This is a genomic window from Candidatus Syntrophosphaera thermopropionivorans, assembly GCF_004353895.1.
GTDB lineage: Bacteria > Cloacimonadota > Cloacimonadia > Cloacimonadales > Cloacimonadaceae > Syntrophosphaera > Syntrophosphaera thermopropionivorans.
Genome location: NZ_SMOG01000003.1, coordinates 43,085 through 61,920, shown reverse-complemented (window position 1 = coordinate 61,920; position 18,836 = coordinate 43,085). Strand labels below are relative to the sequence as shown.

The window sequence follows — 18,836 nt, the reverse complement described above, 5'->3', positions numbered from 1 at the left end:
AAATCAAATAAAACAGGAGAATAAAATGTCCAACAATCTCGTGTATGGCACTATCAGTTCAAATGAAGCTATGGAACTGGAAGAGAAATATGGAGCTCATAATTATCACCCTCTACCAGTAGTGCTGGCAAAAGGAGAAGGAGTCTTTGTCTGGGACCCCGAAGGGAATAGATACTACGATTTCCTTTCTGCTTATTCTGCAGTTAATCAAGGACACTGCCATCCTAAGATAATCAATGCTTTAATTGAGCAGGCTAAAACCCTAACTCTTACTTCTCGTGCTTTTTATAATAACAAATTGGGTGAATTTGAAAAATATATCACCGAATACTTTGGTTATGATATGGTATTACCTATGAATTCTGGAGCTGAGGGAGTGGAAACAGCTTTCAAACTGGCACGGAAATGGGCTTATGAGGTTAAGGGCGTGGAGAAAAATAGCGCTCTGGTAATCTTTGCGGAAAATAATTTTCATGGCCGGACTATGACAATGGTTTCTGCCTCAACTGACCCTGATTGTTATGAAGGATATGGACCCTATCTACCTGGTATATTGAAGATACCTTATAATGATGTGGATGCTTTGAAGAATTGTCTGGAAAAGTATGGAGAAAATGTAGCAGCTTTTATCATTGAGCCTATTCAAGGAGAAGCCGGTGTTATAGTTCCTGAAGATGGATATCTCAAAGCTTGCTATGAACTTTGTAAGGTTCATAATGTCCTGTTTGTTGCAGATGAAATTCAAACAGGACTGGGCAGGACAGGGAAACTATTAGCATGCGACTATGAAGAAGTTAGACCGGATATTCTGGTTTTAGGTAAAGCACTTGGTGGTGGTGTTATTCCCGTTTCTGCTGTGCTTGCAGACAGGGATATAATGCTGGTTATAAAACCAGGTCAGCATGGCTCAACCTTTGGTGGTTATCCTTTAGCTTGTGCCGTAGCCAAAGCTTCTTTAGAAGTGGTGCAGGAGGAGAATCTGGCGCAGCGTTCTTTTGTGTTGGGTGAAAAATTCCGCACTGCACTAAGGGACATTCAGCACCCTATGCTAAAATTAGTACGGGGTAAAGGCTTATTAAATGCTATTGTGGTTGAACCGAAGAATAGCTATGAAGCCTGGGATATTTGTCTTAAATTGAAAGAAAAGGGTGTGCTCTGCAAACCAACTCATCGTCATATTATAAGACTTGCACCTCCTTTGGTTATTACAGAAGACCAGTTGATGGAAGTAACAGAAATTATTAAAAATGTGTTTAATGAGATATAACCTATTGAAAACTAAATTAATGAGGACGGATGGATAAATCTGTCCTCCTATTTTCCTTTTATGGACAATCCTCAATTTCGTAGCGGTTTTGTTACCATTTTAGGTAAACCCAACACTGGTAAATCTACTCTTATGAATCGCCTGATAGGTGAAAAACTTTCCATTACTTCTCCAAAACCACAAACCACTCGTTATAATATTAAAGGAATTTTAAACCGGGATGATTGTCAGATTGTCTTTATTGACACTCCTGGCTATCTCAAACCACGATATAAATTGCAAGAGAAAATGCAGGATTTATGGTCAGAATCATATAAAGATGTAGATTTAATCCTGTTTATGAGTGATATTATCAGCTTTCCAACGGATTATGATTTAGAAGTGTTGGAGCTTCTTAAAAATATCCCTATACCACAAATTGCTGTCTTTAATAAGATAGATTTACAAAAGGATTATTCCCGTGAGTTCTTTATCAATCAATTACCAGAATCCTGTTCTAAAGCTTTTTTTATCTCTGCTACCAGAGGTGATGGAGTTCCTGAACTGATGGAGGCTATGCTACAATTTATTCCCTATCATCCTCCTTATTACAGTGAAGAACAGCTATCAGATTTACCTATGCGGTTTTTCGCTCAAGAATTTATCCGGGAAGCAATCTTTAATTATTTTAGTCAAGAAATACCCTATTCCACTGCTGTTCTGGTAGAAAAATTTAAAGAATTAGATGACAAAATCCATATTGATGCCGTGATTTGGCTGGAACGAGAAAGTCAAAAACCTATTATCATAGGGAAAAATGGAGCTGGTCTGGCAAAGATTAGAGATTATGCCGAACAACAACTTACGAATTTTATGGGCGTTCCAGTTATGGTTCATCTCTGGGTTAAAGTTAAACCTAAATGGCGCAAAAAACCTTCTGATTTGAAAGAACTTGGTTTTAAATAGCGTTGCATTTCTTCTATACAGGAGCAGGAATTATATTGACACAAATCTTCTTTAAGCAATTGTAGCCATTAATTTGATATAGGCTATGTTTTTTATATTTCCAAAATACTCTTTGTGTGGTTATTAATATGGAGAAATATTCTGAAACCACTACGCTGGTGGTGGACATTGGAAATACGAACATAACCTGTGGTATATACCAGCAGGATGAAATGGTACGATTTGCACGTTTTTACAGTTCTGCACATCGTACTGCTGATGAATATTTCAGTTTGCTCATTCCCCTTCTGAATACTGAATCCCTTAATAATATTAATAGTATTGTCATTGGTTCTGTAGTTCCAGAACTGATGCGTATCTGGATGCATCTATTTCAAAAATACTTTAGTGCTGAGGTCTGGGAGATTAATGCACTCAGTCCGCTGGGTATTAGTTATAAAGTGGATGATCCCTCATTCATTGGTGCTGATTTAATAGCAAATGCTTTTGGGGCATTAAAAAAATATGATTCGGATTGTATCATTATTGACCTGGGAACTGCTACTACTATCCAATTTATAACTAAAGAAGGAAGCTTTGAAGGAACTGCTATTGCTCCAGGATTAAAAGTAAGTGCAGATGCCCTATTTGAAAGAGCAGCTCTACTTTCTCAAATTGAAATAGTTCCTCCCTCTGTTCTGTTAGGAACAAACACACGTGATGCTTTGCTTTCAGGAATAGTTAATGGTCATGCTTATATGTTGGAATGCTATATTCAACAGATTAAGACGCACCATACTGATTGTCAAAAAATTGTTACTATATTGACCGGTGGAATTGCTGATTTAGTCTATCCGTTGGTTCCTTCTGTTGATATTGTAGATAAAACCATTACCTTAGACGGTTTTTATTTGGCTTACAAGACCATCCGTCATTAATTTGATGTTAAAGCGTTTTTGTCTCACTTTCATAATCCTGACAATTATCATTCTGGCTTTTGCTAAAGAACAACCCCAACCTCGCATCTATCTGGAAGGTTATCATCCTTTGATTTATAATAAAGTAGATGTTTATAAATTATATAAAGGATTGAATTATATAAAGAGCCAACCCTACTGGATAAGGGAATTTGAACCTGACACCAAAGAACAGATAAATTATCCTGAGGAGAAGGTTATTATTCATACTAAAATAGATGATTTTGACCTTGTTCCACCCCGGATTCTTTCTTTTGATACCTATTTTGCCAATCTGCAAGAAAAAGCCTTTTATAAGTCTATGCTTTCCCTTTATTTAACTCAAGCTCAACAGACTACAGTTACTAAAACCGGTATGATTAAAGAGTTTTCCATTGATCTTCCCTCTATTGCCGTTCCTAAAGCTGTGCAAAAAGTTTTGGGTTCTTCTGCCGGAAGATTGAACATAGATGGAACAGAAAAAATCAGTATGGAAGTAGGTAGTACCAAAAGAAAGAATGTGGCTATTTATGAAACTAATACAGCCAGTCAACTGGATATTAAAATGAGACAGGATACCAATCTTCGTTTAACTGGAACCATTGGTGAGAAGATTGGAGTTAATCTAAAATATAATAGTAATCAGGACCAGCAGTTTTTTGACCCTGATAATATCAACATAAAATACACCGGTACCGAAGATGAGTTATTTCAGACCATTGAAGGTGGAAATATAGCTCTTTCTTTACCAGGTTCTCGTTATATAAGCTACTCTGCTGCTTCACAGGGACTCTTTGGGATAACCTCAAAACTAAAATACAAAAATCTGGATTTAACTTTTATAGCCAGTACGGAAGAAGGACAAAAAAACACTCAACATTATGTAGGAACCAGTCAGGCGGATTCTACTATCTTTCGTAGTAGAGATTATGCCCCCAGAACTATGTATTATCTGGCAAATCCTTATGATGTATATGAACTTTACACTCAAGCTGATGTTTCTTCCAATGTACCTGCAGGTTGGGTAAATAATGCAGTAAAAACAGACCCTACGGGTGCTTGGATAATTAAAAACCCTAATTTACTTCCCGCAAACGGTACTGTTAGGCTTTTTATTGATGATGGCAATGCAAATAATAATGTGGCAGCAGCAATTGGGGATACTATATTTTTCAGCCCTACAAACTATTATGTGCCCTATTATGATGAATTAATTGAAGGAACCGATTTTATCACGGATTATTCTGCTGGTATTATTCGCATTAATAGTAATGTTGACCGGAGAGCTACTATTGCTGTAAAATATACTCAAAAAGATGGTATTCCTGTTCCGGCAAATAGTGAAGCTCAGGATGGGATTCTACATGTTAAAGTCCTAAGAAGACGTAATCAAGAATATGATCCCCATGACCCAAATAATGTCTGGCACTATCAGATGCGTAATGTCTATGATATGCACAAGAATAACATTAAAAGTGATGGCTTTACCTTAGATATTTACACCTTAAATGTGGACTTGACCCGTAATTATCTGGTTCCAGATTCTCTTGCTACCAGTTATATTACCACTTATACGGATTATTTACGAATGGATAGCAATGGCGACGGCTTAATTAATGGTGATGACAATACGGTCAATTTATCTACCGGTCTCATTACTATACCTTTCATTCAACCTTTTGACCCGCTGGGTGATGGTATCATTTACACGGATGAAGGTGAAAGTATCAATTACCTGGATATATCATTTTATATGTCAGTTAAGGGTAAAATAGGACGAGAATATGTAGATTTATCCCAGGGAGGTATACTTAAAGGCAGTGTTTCCGTTAAAGTGAACGGCATAAAGCAGAAAGAGAATGTGGATTATCTAGTAGATTATGATTTTGGTAGAATCACTTTTTTGACTTCTGCGGGAAAAGATCCCGATGCTAAAATTGAAATTGATTATGAATATAGAAGCACTTTTGATATTTCCAGTAAGACCTTAACCGGAGTCAGAGCAGATTGGAATCTAACTGATTGGGCAAAACTTGGGGGAACTTTTATTTATCGTTCTGAAAATGTTGCCGATAGACGTCCCCGAATTGGTAATGAAAACATTGAAATGTATATGACAGATATTGATGGGAGCTTAACTGTTAAACCTACATTTATTACAAGAATGTTAAATGCTTTACCCTTGATAAATACCACTGCTGATTCACGCATTACCCTTTCAGGTGAAATAGCTTATACCATACCTAATATCTATGGTGACCCTCATGGAAAGAAAAATGAAGCCTATATAGACGATATGGAAGCAATAATTGATTCTTATCCATTAGGAGTAACTATAGGTTCTTGGTCAATGGCAAGTAAACCCTGGAATACAAGTCTTGCCAAAGGAAGGACTATCTGGTATAATCCTAAAAATATTCATAGAGAACAAGTGGAAGATCCTGCTACTTTAACAGATAGGGAAAAAAAGGAATCTGTTACAGCTCTTGCTATTAAGGTTTTTCCTGCAAATTTAGGTATTGAGGGCTCTGAAGTGTGGAGTTGGGGTGGGGTTATGAAATATCTGGGTAATCAGCTGGATTTTTCTCAAAAAAAATATATTGAATTAATGGTTAAAATTGATAGGAAAGCTAATGACCCAGTTGCTCATCCTATTTTGCGTATTGATTTAGGAGATATCAATGAAGATTTTTACACTGAATATGGTGGCTTAAATGTTCTCAATACGGAAGATAAAAACCATGATGGTGTTCTAACTTTAGAGGAAGATACGGGTTTGGATGGAATTCCAGATGGTCATCCAGGAGACGACCCTAATGACCATGCAGACAACAGCATTGACCAGTTCGGAGATTATCCTTTTATTAATGGAACGGAAGGAAATAAGGTGCTGGATACCGAAGATTTGAATAATGATGGTGTTCTTAATACTTTAGATAGGTATTTTAGCTACTCCATTTCTCTTACTGATTCACAATATCTGGAAAGTGAAAATGAATATGGATGGCGTCTTTATCGTATTCCCTTAACTGATCCTTTAGTATATGAAATTGTTAATAATGCCCCTTCTGGAGCTGCTCCTACACTAAAGAAAATTTCCTATGGCAGAATAGTTATTGAAACAGATCAGCCAGTAAAGGTTCTATTATACGATATTAATGTGGTCGGAAATAAATGGGAAGATTTCTATGTGCGCGATATTAACGGATATATAGTACCGGATAATATTATCAATACCTATAATATCTCCTATCTTTCTGGTATCGTTAATAATCAAAGAAATAGTGCTCATTACACTTCACCTCCGGGAACTTATTATATTGAAGAACGAAGAGAATCAAGTGAATCTGCTCTATCTCTGGATATTCAAAACTTACAACCTGGACAACAGGTCCTTTTAAGACAGCGTTTATTTGAACCTTATAGTCTGCTTTCCTATAATAAAATAAAATTCTGGGTGTATCCAGAATTATCTTCATCCTCTCCTATTAATCCAGATTCTCTGGATATAATCTTCAGGATTGGAGCTGATAGCCTGAATTTTTATCAGGTAAGAGAACGTATTCATGTAGTTAACTATCTACCCAAAATGAATCGTAATTACTGGACTCAATTTACTTATGAACTGCAGGATTTCACAAAACTTAAAGAAATGTTCCCTGATGTTAATTCAGGAGAATACAGAGAAGATAATAAAATCTATTCGTTTAAAGGAACACCTACTTTAACAAATGTGCGCGATATTTATTTGGGACTGTATGTTCCAGATGATTTAACTATTCCACAGCCTTATAATGGGACCATCTATTTTAATGATATGCGAGTTGCAGAACCCTATGAAGATATCGGTGTGGCAAAAAGACTCTCACTGAATTCTGCCTTTGCCGATGTAATTACACTGGATATAGATTATGAAGATAAAAGTGAAAACTTTAATACTATTATACAACGAGGTAGAACCAATACTTTTACCAGCACTAAAACTCTTAATATCATGAATAAATTTTTCCTGAATAAATTATTTCCTAATGCCTGGGGTTTAGATATTCCTTTAAGTTTATCTCGTAATTATAATTTGGGTATACCAAGATTCCTTGCCAATTCAGACCTTCTATATGATAATATTTTAGACCCCGTGGAAAAAGATAGACAAAGAACAGAAAACTTAGTTTATGCTGCTGATTTCGGGTTCAGTCAACGTACCGCTCCTAAATCTCCTTTTTTATTCTATACTATTTATAGAACTTCTATCAGTGGTCGTATTGAGAAATCATACCGATACACTCCTACAACAGTGGATACCACTTTCAATTGGCGCGGAACTTTAAACTACAATCTTGGAATTCCTAGTGATAAAGTCAGTTTTATTCTCTTTAAAAACTACCGTATAGGGTGGTTTCCCAGTACTTTTAATAATAGCTTTACCCTGAGTAGTTCGGAACCGCAAAGTTATAACTGGGAAAAAAGAGAAGGGGTTTATGATTGGTATCCGCGAACTCAAACAGTTCCCACCAAGACTTTTACTTCTGACAATAATATCAGCTGGGGGCTAACTTCTGACATTTCTCTTTCAGCAAGAATAAATACCGAACGAGACCTCAAACAGAAGATTTATTGGCAAGATATTAATATCGGGAAGATGACTCGTTATGTGCAAGATTTAGGCTTGAACTACAATCCAAATTATCTCAGGAATTATATTAATTTAACTGCCAGTGCTAGTGCGCGTTATTCCGATTCACAAAGGAAATATTTCCAGAATACTGATGAGGGACAAATTACAATGTATCAGAGTGATGGAAACTCTAATAGAACTATCAGAACTAATTTGACACTGCTAAATTCCAGTTTATTATCATCTTGGGCAGTTAATCTTAGTTCTTCTCATTCTCGCAAAGAAGGTATGAAAAAGCAGGATGAAATAAAGGACTCTGATAAAGAACCAAAATCTCCTTCGGATGAAGATAAAAAGAAGAAAGAAGAAGAATGGAAAAAACAACAAGAAGAAGCCGAAAAATATGGGGATAGTGGAAAAGGTTATGAAAATGGATTTAAAGAAGAAATCTATTTTGGAAAAGAAGACATCCCAACCGAAGAACCAGGCTTTAAAGATAATAATGATTTAACTCAACCCCCCAAAGATAAAGATAAAGATAAAGGAAAAGAGGAAACCTATTTTCCTGTCACTCTTTTAAACCTTTTTTCTAAAGTCAAAAATATCACAATGACCTATCAAAACTCATATATACAATCCTATTCAAGAAAAGATGATAGACCACCTTTCCTCTTTCAACTTGGATTACCTCATACTACTCCTGCAGGATATCTGGATTCTGTTAGCGATGATAACACTATTTCTATCGGAAGTGGCATCACTTTTTCCCGTAATTTTGATAGCATTATCTCCTATTCGTATAGTTTACAAAAAAACCGAGCAAATGCTTCAAATCAAACTGAAGTTATCACTTTTCCAGATTTAACCCTATCTTTTATCAATTTTGAAAATTGGTTCGGGATGAATAAATTCCTTAGTGGAGCAAGATTAAACACGGGACTGCAATATACTACCAGAGCAACTGGAGATTTGGATTGGATAGAACCTAAACAAGAATCTGTTTCCTTAGCTTTAAATCCACTCGTTGGTTTTACCGGCACTTTCTTTAGAAAAGTCAATACTAATATCAGTTATTCTATTACTTCCGGAACAAATACCACGGATATGGACACTTATGATATAGTAAAAACCAATCTTACCCATGCTGTAAATGGCAATATTTCTTATTCTTTCACTCAGGGAAAAGGATTTACTGTTCCCTTTACCCACAAGAAAATTCATATTAATAATGAACTTGTTTCCAGCTTATCTATTCTTTATGAAAAAAATTATGATAAAACTAAAGGAAGAGAAAGCTCTCAAGTAGACCGTGACTATACGCATTTTGCTATCAGTCCTTCTGCTACCTATCAATTTAATCCTGATATTCGCGGGGGTTTAACCGGAACCTGGGATCAATCATCAGATAATAAACGAGATACAGGTGTTCGTACTTTCAGTCTGGGTATATGGATAGAACTCAACCTTTAAAGAAAAACTTATAAACCTGAGATAAATATATTAATAAGATATCCTAATAATTATATATAATGATTTCACCTTATACATTATTTTAATATCCATAACTTATTGTATATCCGTTAGATAATTATATAATTATTTCCCTATTATGGGTTCTTTAGCTGAAATAAAAAAGGGAATTTTACCTCCTTATTAATGAATTTATTTAAATCGCAATTCAATGCAGTTACATAAATTATCCCGCAGCTACAATTCTTTCAAATCTCCTATATCCATCTTGTCTTACAATTATTACCTCCCTTCCAGTTAATGTGTAGCTTATGTCCAGCTCATGTCCAACTCATGTCCGAATATGGACATAACTTATTCATCAGTAAGTTATAATATCCATAATTGAAGACAATATATCTTTCTTATAATCAATTTCTATATTTATCCGTATTATGCGATGAATATCTTTCTGAATAAAAGAAAATTGAATCAAAAGAATTGACAAAAAAAGGATATATTTTTTTATGAATAATGCCAGGCACAGTGCAATAACCGCTTGTGAAATATGTCAGGTCAGGAATGAAGCAGCATTAAGCAAGGCAGGTTATGTGCAACTGTAAGCCTGGCATTTTCAAAGTAAAGGTCAATATATTGCATAGTTTTTGAACCTTATATGTATATAAGAATAGGACACATAAATGAAAAAAATATTAGTTATAGCATTATTCCTCGTGAGTTCAGCTATAGCATTTTCATATCCTGTGCATATTACCAGCTGGGATATAGATTCTGATGTTAAAATACTGAATTCCTTACAAATTAGCGTAGATAATGTTAATCGTAATACTGGCACTATTATTGTCTATGTGAGAGATGATAATGAATTTAATAAATTGCTGAATAATGGATTTAAAGCAGAAAAACTTCCTGATTTAGCCAGACGGAATGCACTGGAATTGCAGAAGATAGATTCTCTGGAACATACTAAAGATACCTACTACACTATCACTCAATACCATCAATTTATGATAGATACGGAAAATCAATATTCTAATATCTGCTCTTTGATTCAAGCGGGCACCTCAGTTCAAGGCAGACCTATTTACTTTTTAAAGATAACTGATAACCCAGATATAGAAGAAGCTGAACCAGAATTCAAATATGTTTCTTCCATACATGGAGACGAAGTTGTGGGTTATGATATGTGCATACGTTTGATTCAATTGCTCACCACTCAGTATAGAATTGATCCTCGTATAACCAATTTAGTCAATAGCACTGAAATTTATATCTGCCCAATGATGAATCCTGATGGCTATGTTCTGGGGCAACGTTATAATGCTAACGGTGTTGACCTTAATCGGAATTTTCCTATGCCTACTGGTATTCAGCATCCAGATGGTAATCAATGGGCTCCAGAAACTATTGCTATAATGGATTTCTCCAATGCACACCATTTTGTGCTTTCTGCTAATTTTCACGGTGGTGCCTTGGTAGCAAATTATCCTTGGGATTATACTTATACTCTCACACCTGATAATGATATATTTATTCAGGCTGCTTTAACCTATACCAGTCACAATTCTTCTATGTATAATAGCACAGAATTTCCGCATGGTATCACTAATGGTGCCGCCTGGTATGTTATCACTGGCTCAATGCAGGACTGGAATTATGGTTACACTGATGATATGGATATTACGATGGAAATTGGGGAAAACAAATGGCCTCCAGCTTCACAACTTCCTTCTTTCTGGGCATTGAATCAAGAATCTATGCTTTCCTATCTGGAATTTGTGCATAAAGGAATTCATGGTTTGGTCACCTCAACTGCAGGGCAACCCTTAAATGCCGTAATTACTGTCCAGGGCAACGATAAAGCTATACATACTGACCCCGATGTGGGAGATTATCATCGTTTATTGCTCCCAGGAAATTATACTCTCACTGCATCTGCCTATGGCTATATTCCTCAAACTGCTCAAATTACTGTACCTGCCTCTGGTTCTACTGAATACAACTTTATCCTTTCTCCTGCTGCAACCGTAGATTTAATGGGTCAAATTCGTGATGTGGAAGGTTATGGAATTCCAAATTTAACTGTCACTTTGAATACGGTCCCTCCACGCAGTTCTACCGCTGATACTAATGGAAGCTTTATGTTTATGCAAATTCCTGAAGGCTATTATCATATAATATTTAGTAATGCTAATACAACCTTATATGAAACTGATTTTTTGCTTACCACAGAAAATAATAACTGCGTCTTTAATTTTATTGAGCCATTAGTGCTGTTCTATGACCCCTGTGAAAGCTTATCTAATTGGACTGCTTCAGGACCTTGGGGGGTAGTTACCTATCAGGGTGAATCTGTTATTACTGATTCTCCAAATGGGAATTATGGAAATAATGTTACCAGAATACTTCAATTAAATAATCCTATCTCACTGGAAAATATATTAAATCCAATTTTAAGTTTTAAAACTATCTATGCCCTGGAAAATGGATATGACTTTGTCTATGTGCAAGCTTCAAATAATGCCTCTAACTGGATTGATCTTGGTTGCTTAACTGGTACACAAAGTAGCTGGACCACTCTTTCTTATTCTCTTTCTCAGTTTATTGGACAAAATGTTTATATCCGGTTTAAGCTTACCTCTGATTATGGGATTACTGCAGATGGTATCTATCTTGATGATATAAAGATTTCTGGAATAGATGCCAATTTAATTGTATATGGTGATGTGGATGGAGATCGTATGGTATCAATGAATGATGTACAACTGCTTCTGGATTATATAGTTGGTTATGATTCTCTACCTGAAATTGATCCTCTTCCCTGGGAAAATAATCGTATTGCTGCTGCGGATGTGGATGGAAATGATATTTTGAACTCGGTTGATGCCTATTTTATTGCTCAATATATTCAGAATCCTCAATTTCGTTTTTATGTTCAAGGTGCACAACTGGATAACCTGCCAGAAGTCACTTTAACTATGGATGAGACAGGAGAAAATAACACCGTAGAAGCTGTCTTTCAAATCCTTCCAGAGAATAATTTAAAGTGTTTAGATTGGGGACTTGTTCCTTCTGATTCCTTATCCAATTTAACCATTGAGGAAAATCTGGGATTAATCTATCGCAGTGCCTTCAATCCTGAACAGGGTAAATATGCTTATATCAATCTTGGTTCACCTATAACCGAAGGTTTCACTATCAGTTATCAGACCCCAGCTGTCAGTATTGACTTCTTTTATAGTGTAAATGGTAGAGATAGTTCATTCACTATTCTTTCTGATACCAATGCTAACGACCCTCTCAATCCTGTTATACCTTTCAATCTTTCCCAAAATTATCCTAATCCTTTTAATCCTATAACTTACATCACTTTTTCCTTGCCCGAAAGAGCAAAAGCTTTTCTGGGAATTTATAACCTAAAAGGTCAGCTGGTAAAAACTTTAATCAATGGTGAAATGAATTCTGGAATTCATAGAGTGCAATGGAATGGCTTGGATGAGGCTGGAAAACCTGTTAGCAGTGGAGTCTATTTCTATACCTTGCAAAGTGGAAACAAAACTATCTCTCATAAGATGTTACTTCTTAAATAATCAATGCGAAAGGGTATTCTTTTTATCGTGGTCTTCTGTCTGGTTTTAGGCTTTAATGGATGCAAGTCTAAACCAGAAGAAAAATCGTTTGATAGCATTAAAGGAACAGAATTTAGAAAAGATGCAACCTTAACCATTACCTCACCTACGGGAGAAGTTAAAGCCATCTATGAAATAGAAATTGCTGCTACAGAAGCTGCTTGTACTCAAGGTTTGATGTATCGTGAATCTATGGCTGAAAATAGGGGAATGCTCTTTGACCCTAAAGGTCCTTCCGAAACTCCTTTCTGGATGAAAAATACCTATATTCCTCTGGATATCATTTTCATTGATAAAGATAAAAAAATTATGCATATTGCAAAAAACAATACTCCTTTCAGCGAAGAAACAATAGCACCAAATGGAATCTATAGATATGTTCTGGAGCTCAATGCTGGACAAGCAGAAAAACATAATTTAAAAATTGGAGACCTGGTTCAATGGGAATGAAAAATCTATCTCGTTTTATACCTCTCGTTCTTCTTCTGATGCTGATTTTTACACTTTGTTCTTGTGATAAGTCCTTCTCTCAAAAAGAGAATATAAACAGGGGAAAAAGTGAAGAAACTGAGCTTGCCTCATCGGAATCTTCACTCAATTCCAGAGATTCCTTAACTGATTTAAATTCAGAGAATAATGGTTCTAAAACAATCGCTAATGTCCCTTTAACTCCTTATCCCTATACTAAATTAAACAGTTCTGAACTTCCTGATGTGGTCATTATTGTTGATGACTTTGGCTATAATGGAAAACTTCTGGAAAGGTTTGCTCAAGAATTACCTGCAGAAGTTGCTTTTGCTGTCCTGCCCAATCTTCCTTACACCAGAAAAGCAGGTGAAATTGCTTCCCAATATGGTCATCCCGTTTTGATTCATATTCCTATGGAAGGAACTGGAGTTCAGGAAAAGCAATGTATTAAAAATAATAGTTCCGCGGATGAAATAACCGCACTGCTGGATGATTTCTATGCCCAACTTCCTATGGCAGTTGGAGCTAATAATCATCAAGGAAGCAGTGTAACAGAAAATAGAGAAATGATGACCATAATTTTAGACTGGTTAAATAAGCATAATCTCTTTTTTGTGGATAGCGCTACCAGTAAAAATTCTTTAGCTCAAAGTTTAGCTTATTCTCGTGGTTATCCAGCTCTGAAACGAGATATCTTTCTTGATGTTCCCGATGATACGGAACAGACCTTAGCTAATAAAATCTCTTCTCTAAATAAATATCAGGGAAGAAGAGAACCAATAATAATCATAACTCATTGCCATAACGAGAAAAAACTATCCAATCTCCAGAGTTTCATTCGTGAAATCAGAAGTCAGGGTCTACATTTAACCAACATAATCAACGCTAAAAATATAGCCGCTTAGAACTCAAACTCTTTAGCATTCCATATAACCGAAACAGACCTTAACTGATTATAAATGCAATTTTTAATCAGCTAAAGTCTCTTTATAATCATTAAAAAGAGATTAAACGAGAAAATTTATTAATTATATATATTTTATTGATATTATGGTATAATAATTGCTTTAATAAAATGAAGAGCAATTGAGGAGTTGGAAAAAATGAAGAAAGTAAGTCTTGTTTTTCTATTATTGATTTTCACTCCTGCAATGTATCTTTTTTCAACTCTTGCTGATACTAAAATAGAAGAAACTCCCAACTACGAACAATATTTAAATGACAAAATTGCTTATCAAAATAGAGATAACTATTTAACCATCACACAATACTATCAATTTATGGAAGAAACCGCTACTAATTATGCTAATATTTGTCGTTTGATTATAGCAGGAACATCCGTTCAGGGGAGACCTATTTACTTTTTAAAAATAACTGATAATCCAGATATAGAAGAAGCTGAACCCGAGTTTAACTATATCTCCACCATTCATGGAGATGAAATTGTAGGTTATGATTTATGCATCAGATTAATCCAGTTATTAACTTCTGAATATGAGACCAATCCCCGTATTGCCAATATAGTGAACACCACCGAAATGTGGATTTGTCCTTTGCTTAATCCTGATGGTTATGTGCTAAACAGAAGAAACAATGCCAGTAATATTGACCTTAATCGTAATTTTCCTTTACCGAACGGGGAATTGCATCCTGATAGTAATCCCTGGGCTCCAGAAACGATTGCTATAATGAATCTTTTTAACGAACATAATTTTGTGCTTGGGGGTGAATTTCATGGTGGCGAATGTATAGTCTATTGTCCCTGGTCATACACTCGTTCCTCCACTGGTGAAAATGAGCTTTTGTACCACATTGCTTCGGATTATTCAATCCATAATCCCTTTTTAGGGAATAGTTTCTTTTATCCGAATAATATTTTTTGGGGCTCCACTTCCTACCCTCTTCTGGGAACTTTGAATGATTGGGGCTATGCTTTCACCAGCAGTACTCAAATTACCTTTGAAATATACGAGGTTAAATCACCACCTGCTTCAGAACTGCCTGGCTTGTGGAATGATAATAAAGAAGCAATGCTTTACTTTCTGGAATCGGTGCATCGTGGAGTTTATGGATTGGTGACTTCTAATACTGGAAGACCCCTGAAAGCTTCCATCTCTGTTCAAGATTGTAATAAAATTGTGTATTCAGACCCTGAGGTGGGTGATTATTATCGTTTACTGCTGCCTGGAACCTATAATATCACAGCTTATGCGGAAGGTTATGAACCCCAAACAGTGCAAGTAACCGTTCCACTATCTGGTTCTATTGAATATAATTTTGCCCTTAATCCTGCAATAACCGTGGATTTTAAAGGACAATTCAGAGATTTTGAGGGTGATCTTATTCCCTATACCGCAGTTAACCTGAACACCATTCCAGCTACCAATACTAATTTTAATTCCAAGGGGTTCTTTACTTTTAATGACCTTATGGAAGGCTATTACAATATCCATTTCAGTAACAATAATGAGGACATCTATGAAACTAATTTCTTGCTCACCAAAGAGAAAAATGAAGCAGTTTTTACTCCTGTAGAATCTTCCCTTATATTTTACGATCCCTGTGAAGATTTGTCCAACTGGAGTACTATAGGTCCTTGGGGAGTAACCAATTATCAAGGAGAAACAGTTATTACCGATTCTCCTTCGGGTAATTATGCTCCTGGGGGAACTTATACTTTAACTCTGGCTAATCCTATCTCTCTGGAATTTATAAAGAAACCAGTATTGATGATTAAAGCTCAGTTTTTTCTGAGAATGAGATGGGATAATGTCTATATTCAGGGCTCAACCCATGCAGAAAACTGGATAGATTTAGGAATTTTAACGGGATATGGATATGCATGGGAAGAAATCTATTATCCTCTGAATCAGTTCTCAGGACATAATTTTTATTTACGCTTTGTTCTCCAGTCCAGGAATAATTATGGTTATGATGGGATTTATATAGATGAAATCAAGATTACAGGAATTGACTATAGTCAGGTTATTTATGGTGATGTAGATAGTGATGATTTAATCACTATGAATGATGTCCAGGTTATGCTTCAATATCTGGTAGGATTTGATCCGGTGCCCTTGATTGATCCTATTCCCTGGAGTGAGTATCGTATCCATTCTGCAGATGTGGATGATAATGAAGCTTTGGATTCTGTGGATGCCTATCTAATCAGCCACTACATTCAGAATCCCAAGTATCGTTATGAAGTCCAGAATGGGGAAGAACTTGAGCTACCTCAAATGAATATTTCATTTGAACTCATAGAAAATCCAGCAGAAACAGAAGTATTATTTCATCTGAATCCACCAAATGCTTTAAATTGCTTAAACTGGGAATTGACTCAAGCTGATTCTATCCAAAATTTAGGAATAGGGCTCATTCCAGAGCAAACTTTTTTATATGCTTTTAATTCTGAACAAGCAAAATTTGCCCTTATAAACCCCGAAAAAGCGCCTCTGGCAAGTTTTTCTCTTCATTTCAATACCAATCTCACTGATATTGATTTTCTATATAATCTCAATGGACAAATTGGAGTTATTCACCTTCCTACAGGTACAAATCTTAACGATTCTTTAACCCCTGAAATATCTTTTGCACTTAATCAAAATTATCCCAATCCATTCAACTCTATCACCTGTATCAAGTTTTCTCTACCTGAAGAGAAAAAAACCTTCCTGGGAGTTTATAACATAAGAGGTCAACTGGTAAAGACTCTGATTAACGAAGTTAAAAGTTCAGGTGAGTATAATATTCTCTGGGATGGACGGGACAATTATGGACAATCAGTAAGCAGTGGTATATATTTTTGTATTTTGAAAAGTGGAGATAGATTTAAAACTCGCAAAATGATTTTAATTAAATAGACCTGATGGCTGGAAATATTTAATAATCGGGTGAGTAAAAATCTTTAGGGAATATTGGGGAAAGTGCGATTGCATAGAAATTTTTTTAAATCCAGATATTTTTCTTGACATAAATTAAATTATATTACCATAGTCTTTTTACTGTGTATGATCTAAAATTTAAACGGTTGAGGTTAATATGTATAATGTAAAATGGCTGTATTGTTTTATATTTACTCTTGTATGTTTTATTATTTTTTTAGGTCTTTTTTCTTGCAGTAGTGAAGTTTCTAAACCGCGTACTCTGGAAGAATTGGAAAAACCTTTTGGCATTCCCCCTTCCGAGAAACCTGCTAATCCTAAAAGTTTCAATATTATAGTTGATGCCAGTGCAAGTATGTATGGTTTTACAGGTGAAAATAGTGAATATCTCAATCTTCTTAATACCATTATAGCAAAGATTCCTCAGGACGCTAAAATCAATTTCTATAGCTTTGGTCAGGGCTCGCTCAAGATGGAGGGTGACTTAAGAGCCAATCTATATAAATTATCCCGACGGGATTTTTATAAAGAACCAAGAACTGACCTTACCAAACCATTTAACCTGATTAGAGAGGACAAAAATTCCGTTAATTTAATTCTTACCGATGGTGTGCAATCTACTCAACATTCACAACAGGATTATGTCATATTTGCTAAAGAACTGAATTCATATCTGGAAGGTAATGGTTTCTTCGCTTTGATGGGGAAACTAGTGTCTTTTGAAGGGTCCTATTATTCTGAATATGCCAGAAAATATATTGATATTGAACCAGGAGGGAAACGTCCTATATATTGCCTTGCCTTCGGAAATCGTAAATATGCGGATTTTGTCCAGAAGAAAATTAGAGACCTTTTTGAGAATTGTTTTGATTTTGGAGTCATTCTACCAAATCATCTAAAATATACAGAAGATGAAGAAGGGAAGAATGTTCCAGAAGAGCTTAATCATATTGGCAATGATGAAAAGTTACCAGTAGCATATTTTACATTAGATAAAGGTCATTTTCAATATCTAAAATTTAATTTAAAGGGTTATGAAGATAGATTCGGTACTACCATAGATTATGCAATTGCTTATCAAGCGAAAAAGAACCCTAATTTCGTTGAACTGCAGGACAAAAGAGGAAATATTAAAGCAAATAAACTCGCAGGAACAGATAAAATAACTTTTAAAATTCCTTTTGAAGAAGATAATCCAGGCACCTATCGTATCCTCTTATCTTTTCGTAAAACCTTACCCTCCTGGATAAAAGAATGGAGCACGGATGATGATTCAAAGCCTGAATTCCAGACTAAAACCTATCATCTGGCTAACTGGATGCAATTCATTCTGGATAACTTTGAAGACTATAAATTTTTAACTACGACTCGTTATTATCTACAAATAGAGAGGAAATAAATGTTACCTAATATCTCATTTTTTTGGATTTTCAGACCCAAAATTTACATTGAAAATTGGCATAATGAAATGAACCAAAGCGTTTTTATTGGGTTGATGGTTAATATAATTTTTATAGCTATCTATGCTGCTTTGCGTTACCGTAGAGAAAAAGAAAGCCAAAGATTCTGGATGGCCTTTTTATTCTCTATGGTTATTAACCTAATTTATATCATATATACTGC

The 18,836-nt window shown here is 35.4% G+C and carries 9 protein-coding genes and 1 other RNA gene; all 10 read left to right on the top strand.

Annotated elements, in window-relative coordinates:
• Positions 1 to 25 precede the first annotated feature (25 nt).
• The 10 genes from rocD (at position 26) to E0946_RS02225 (ending at position 18,612) form a co-directional block, all read left to right on the top strand.
• On the top strand, positions 26 to 1,267 hold the full coding sequence (rocD, locus tag E0946_RS02270; RefSeq protein ID WP_207930811.1) for an ornithine--oxo-acid transaminase: 1,242 nt from the start codon (positions 26 to 28) through the stop codon (positions 1,265 to 1,267).
• A 60-nt stretch (positions 1,268 to 1,327) separates the two neighbouring features.
• Positions 1,328 to 2,212: a GTPase Era gene (era, locus tag E0946_RS02265; protein ID WP_133200850.1), complete on the top strand. Its 885-nt coding sequence runs from the start codon at positions 1,328 to 1,330 to the stop codon at positions 2,210 to 2,212.
• Between the two features lie 128 nt (positions 2,213 to 2,340).
• Positions 2,341 to 3,129 carry a type III pantothenate kinase gene (locus E0946_RS02260; protein ID WP_133200849.1) on the top strand — a complete coding sequence of 263 codons (789 nt, stop codon included), beginning with the start codon at positions 2,341 to 2,343 and terminating at the stop codon, positions 3,127 to 3,129.
• Positions 3,130 to 3,133: 4 nt separating this feature from the next.
• The gene (locus tag E0946_RS02255; RefSeq protein ID WP_133200848.1) at positions 3,134 to 9,232 is read left to right on the top strand and encodes a hypothetical protein; all 6,099 of its coding nucleotides are present in this window, start codon (positions 3,134 to 3,136) and stop codon (positions 9,230 to 9,232) included.
• A 514-nt stretch (positions 9,233 to 9,746) separates the two neighbouring features.
• Positions 9,747 to 9,845, top strand: an RNA gene (ffs, locus tag E0946_RS02250) — signal recognition particle sRNA small type.
• A 67-nt stretch (positions 9,846 to 9,912) separates the two neighbouring features.
• Positions 9,913 to 12,822: a M14 family zinc carboxypeptidase gene (locus E0946_RS02245; protein WP_133200847.1), complete on the top strand. Its 2,910-nt coding sequence runs from the start codon at positions 9,913 to 9,915 to the stop codon at positions 12,820 to 12,822.
• Positions 12,823 to 12,825: 3 nt separating this feature from the next.
• Positions 12,826 to 13,311 carry a DUF192 domain-containing protein gene (locus tag E0946_RS02240; protein WP_133200846.1) on the top strand — a complete coding sequence of 162 codons (486 nt, stop codon included), beginning with the start codon at positions 12,826 to 12,828 and terminating at the stop codon, positions 13,309 to 13,311.
• Positions 13,302 to 14,234, top strand: coding sequence for a divergent polysaccharide deacetylase family protein (locus E0946_RS02235; RefSeq protein ID WP_133200845.1), 933 nt, complete (start codon positions 13,302 to 13,304; stop codon positions 14,232 to 14,234). The genes E0946_RS02240 and E0946_RS02235 overlap by 10 nt, the downstream gene beginning before the upstream one ends.
• Before the next feature lie 198 nt (positions 14,235 to 14,432).
• Positions 14,433 to 17,192: a M14 family zinc carboxypeptidase gene (locus E0946_RS02230; protein ID WP_133200844.1), complete on the top strand. Its 2,760-nt coding sequence runs from the start codon at positions 14,433 to 14,435 to the stop codon at positions 17,190 to 17,192.
• Positions 17,193 to 17,370: 178 nt separating this feature from the next.
• Positions 17,371 to 18,612, top strand: a complete 1,242-nt coding sequence (locus E0946_RS02225; protein WP_133200843.1) for a hypothetical protein — start codon at positions 17,371 to 17,373, stop codon at positions 18,610 to 18,612.
• The last annotated feature ends 224 nt before the right edge of the window (positions 18,613 to 18,836 follow it).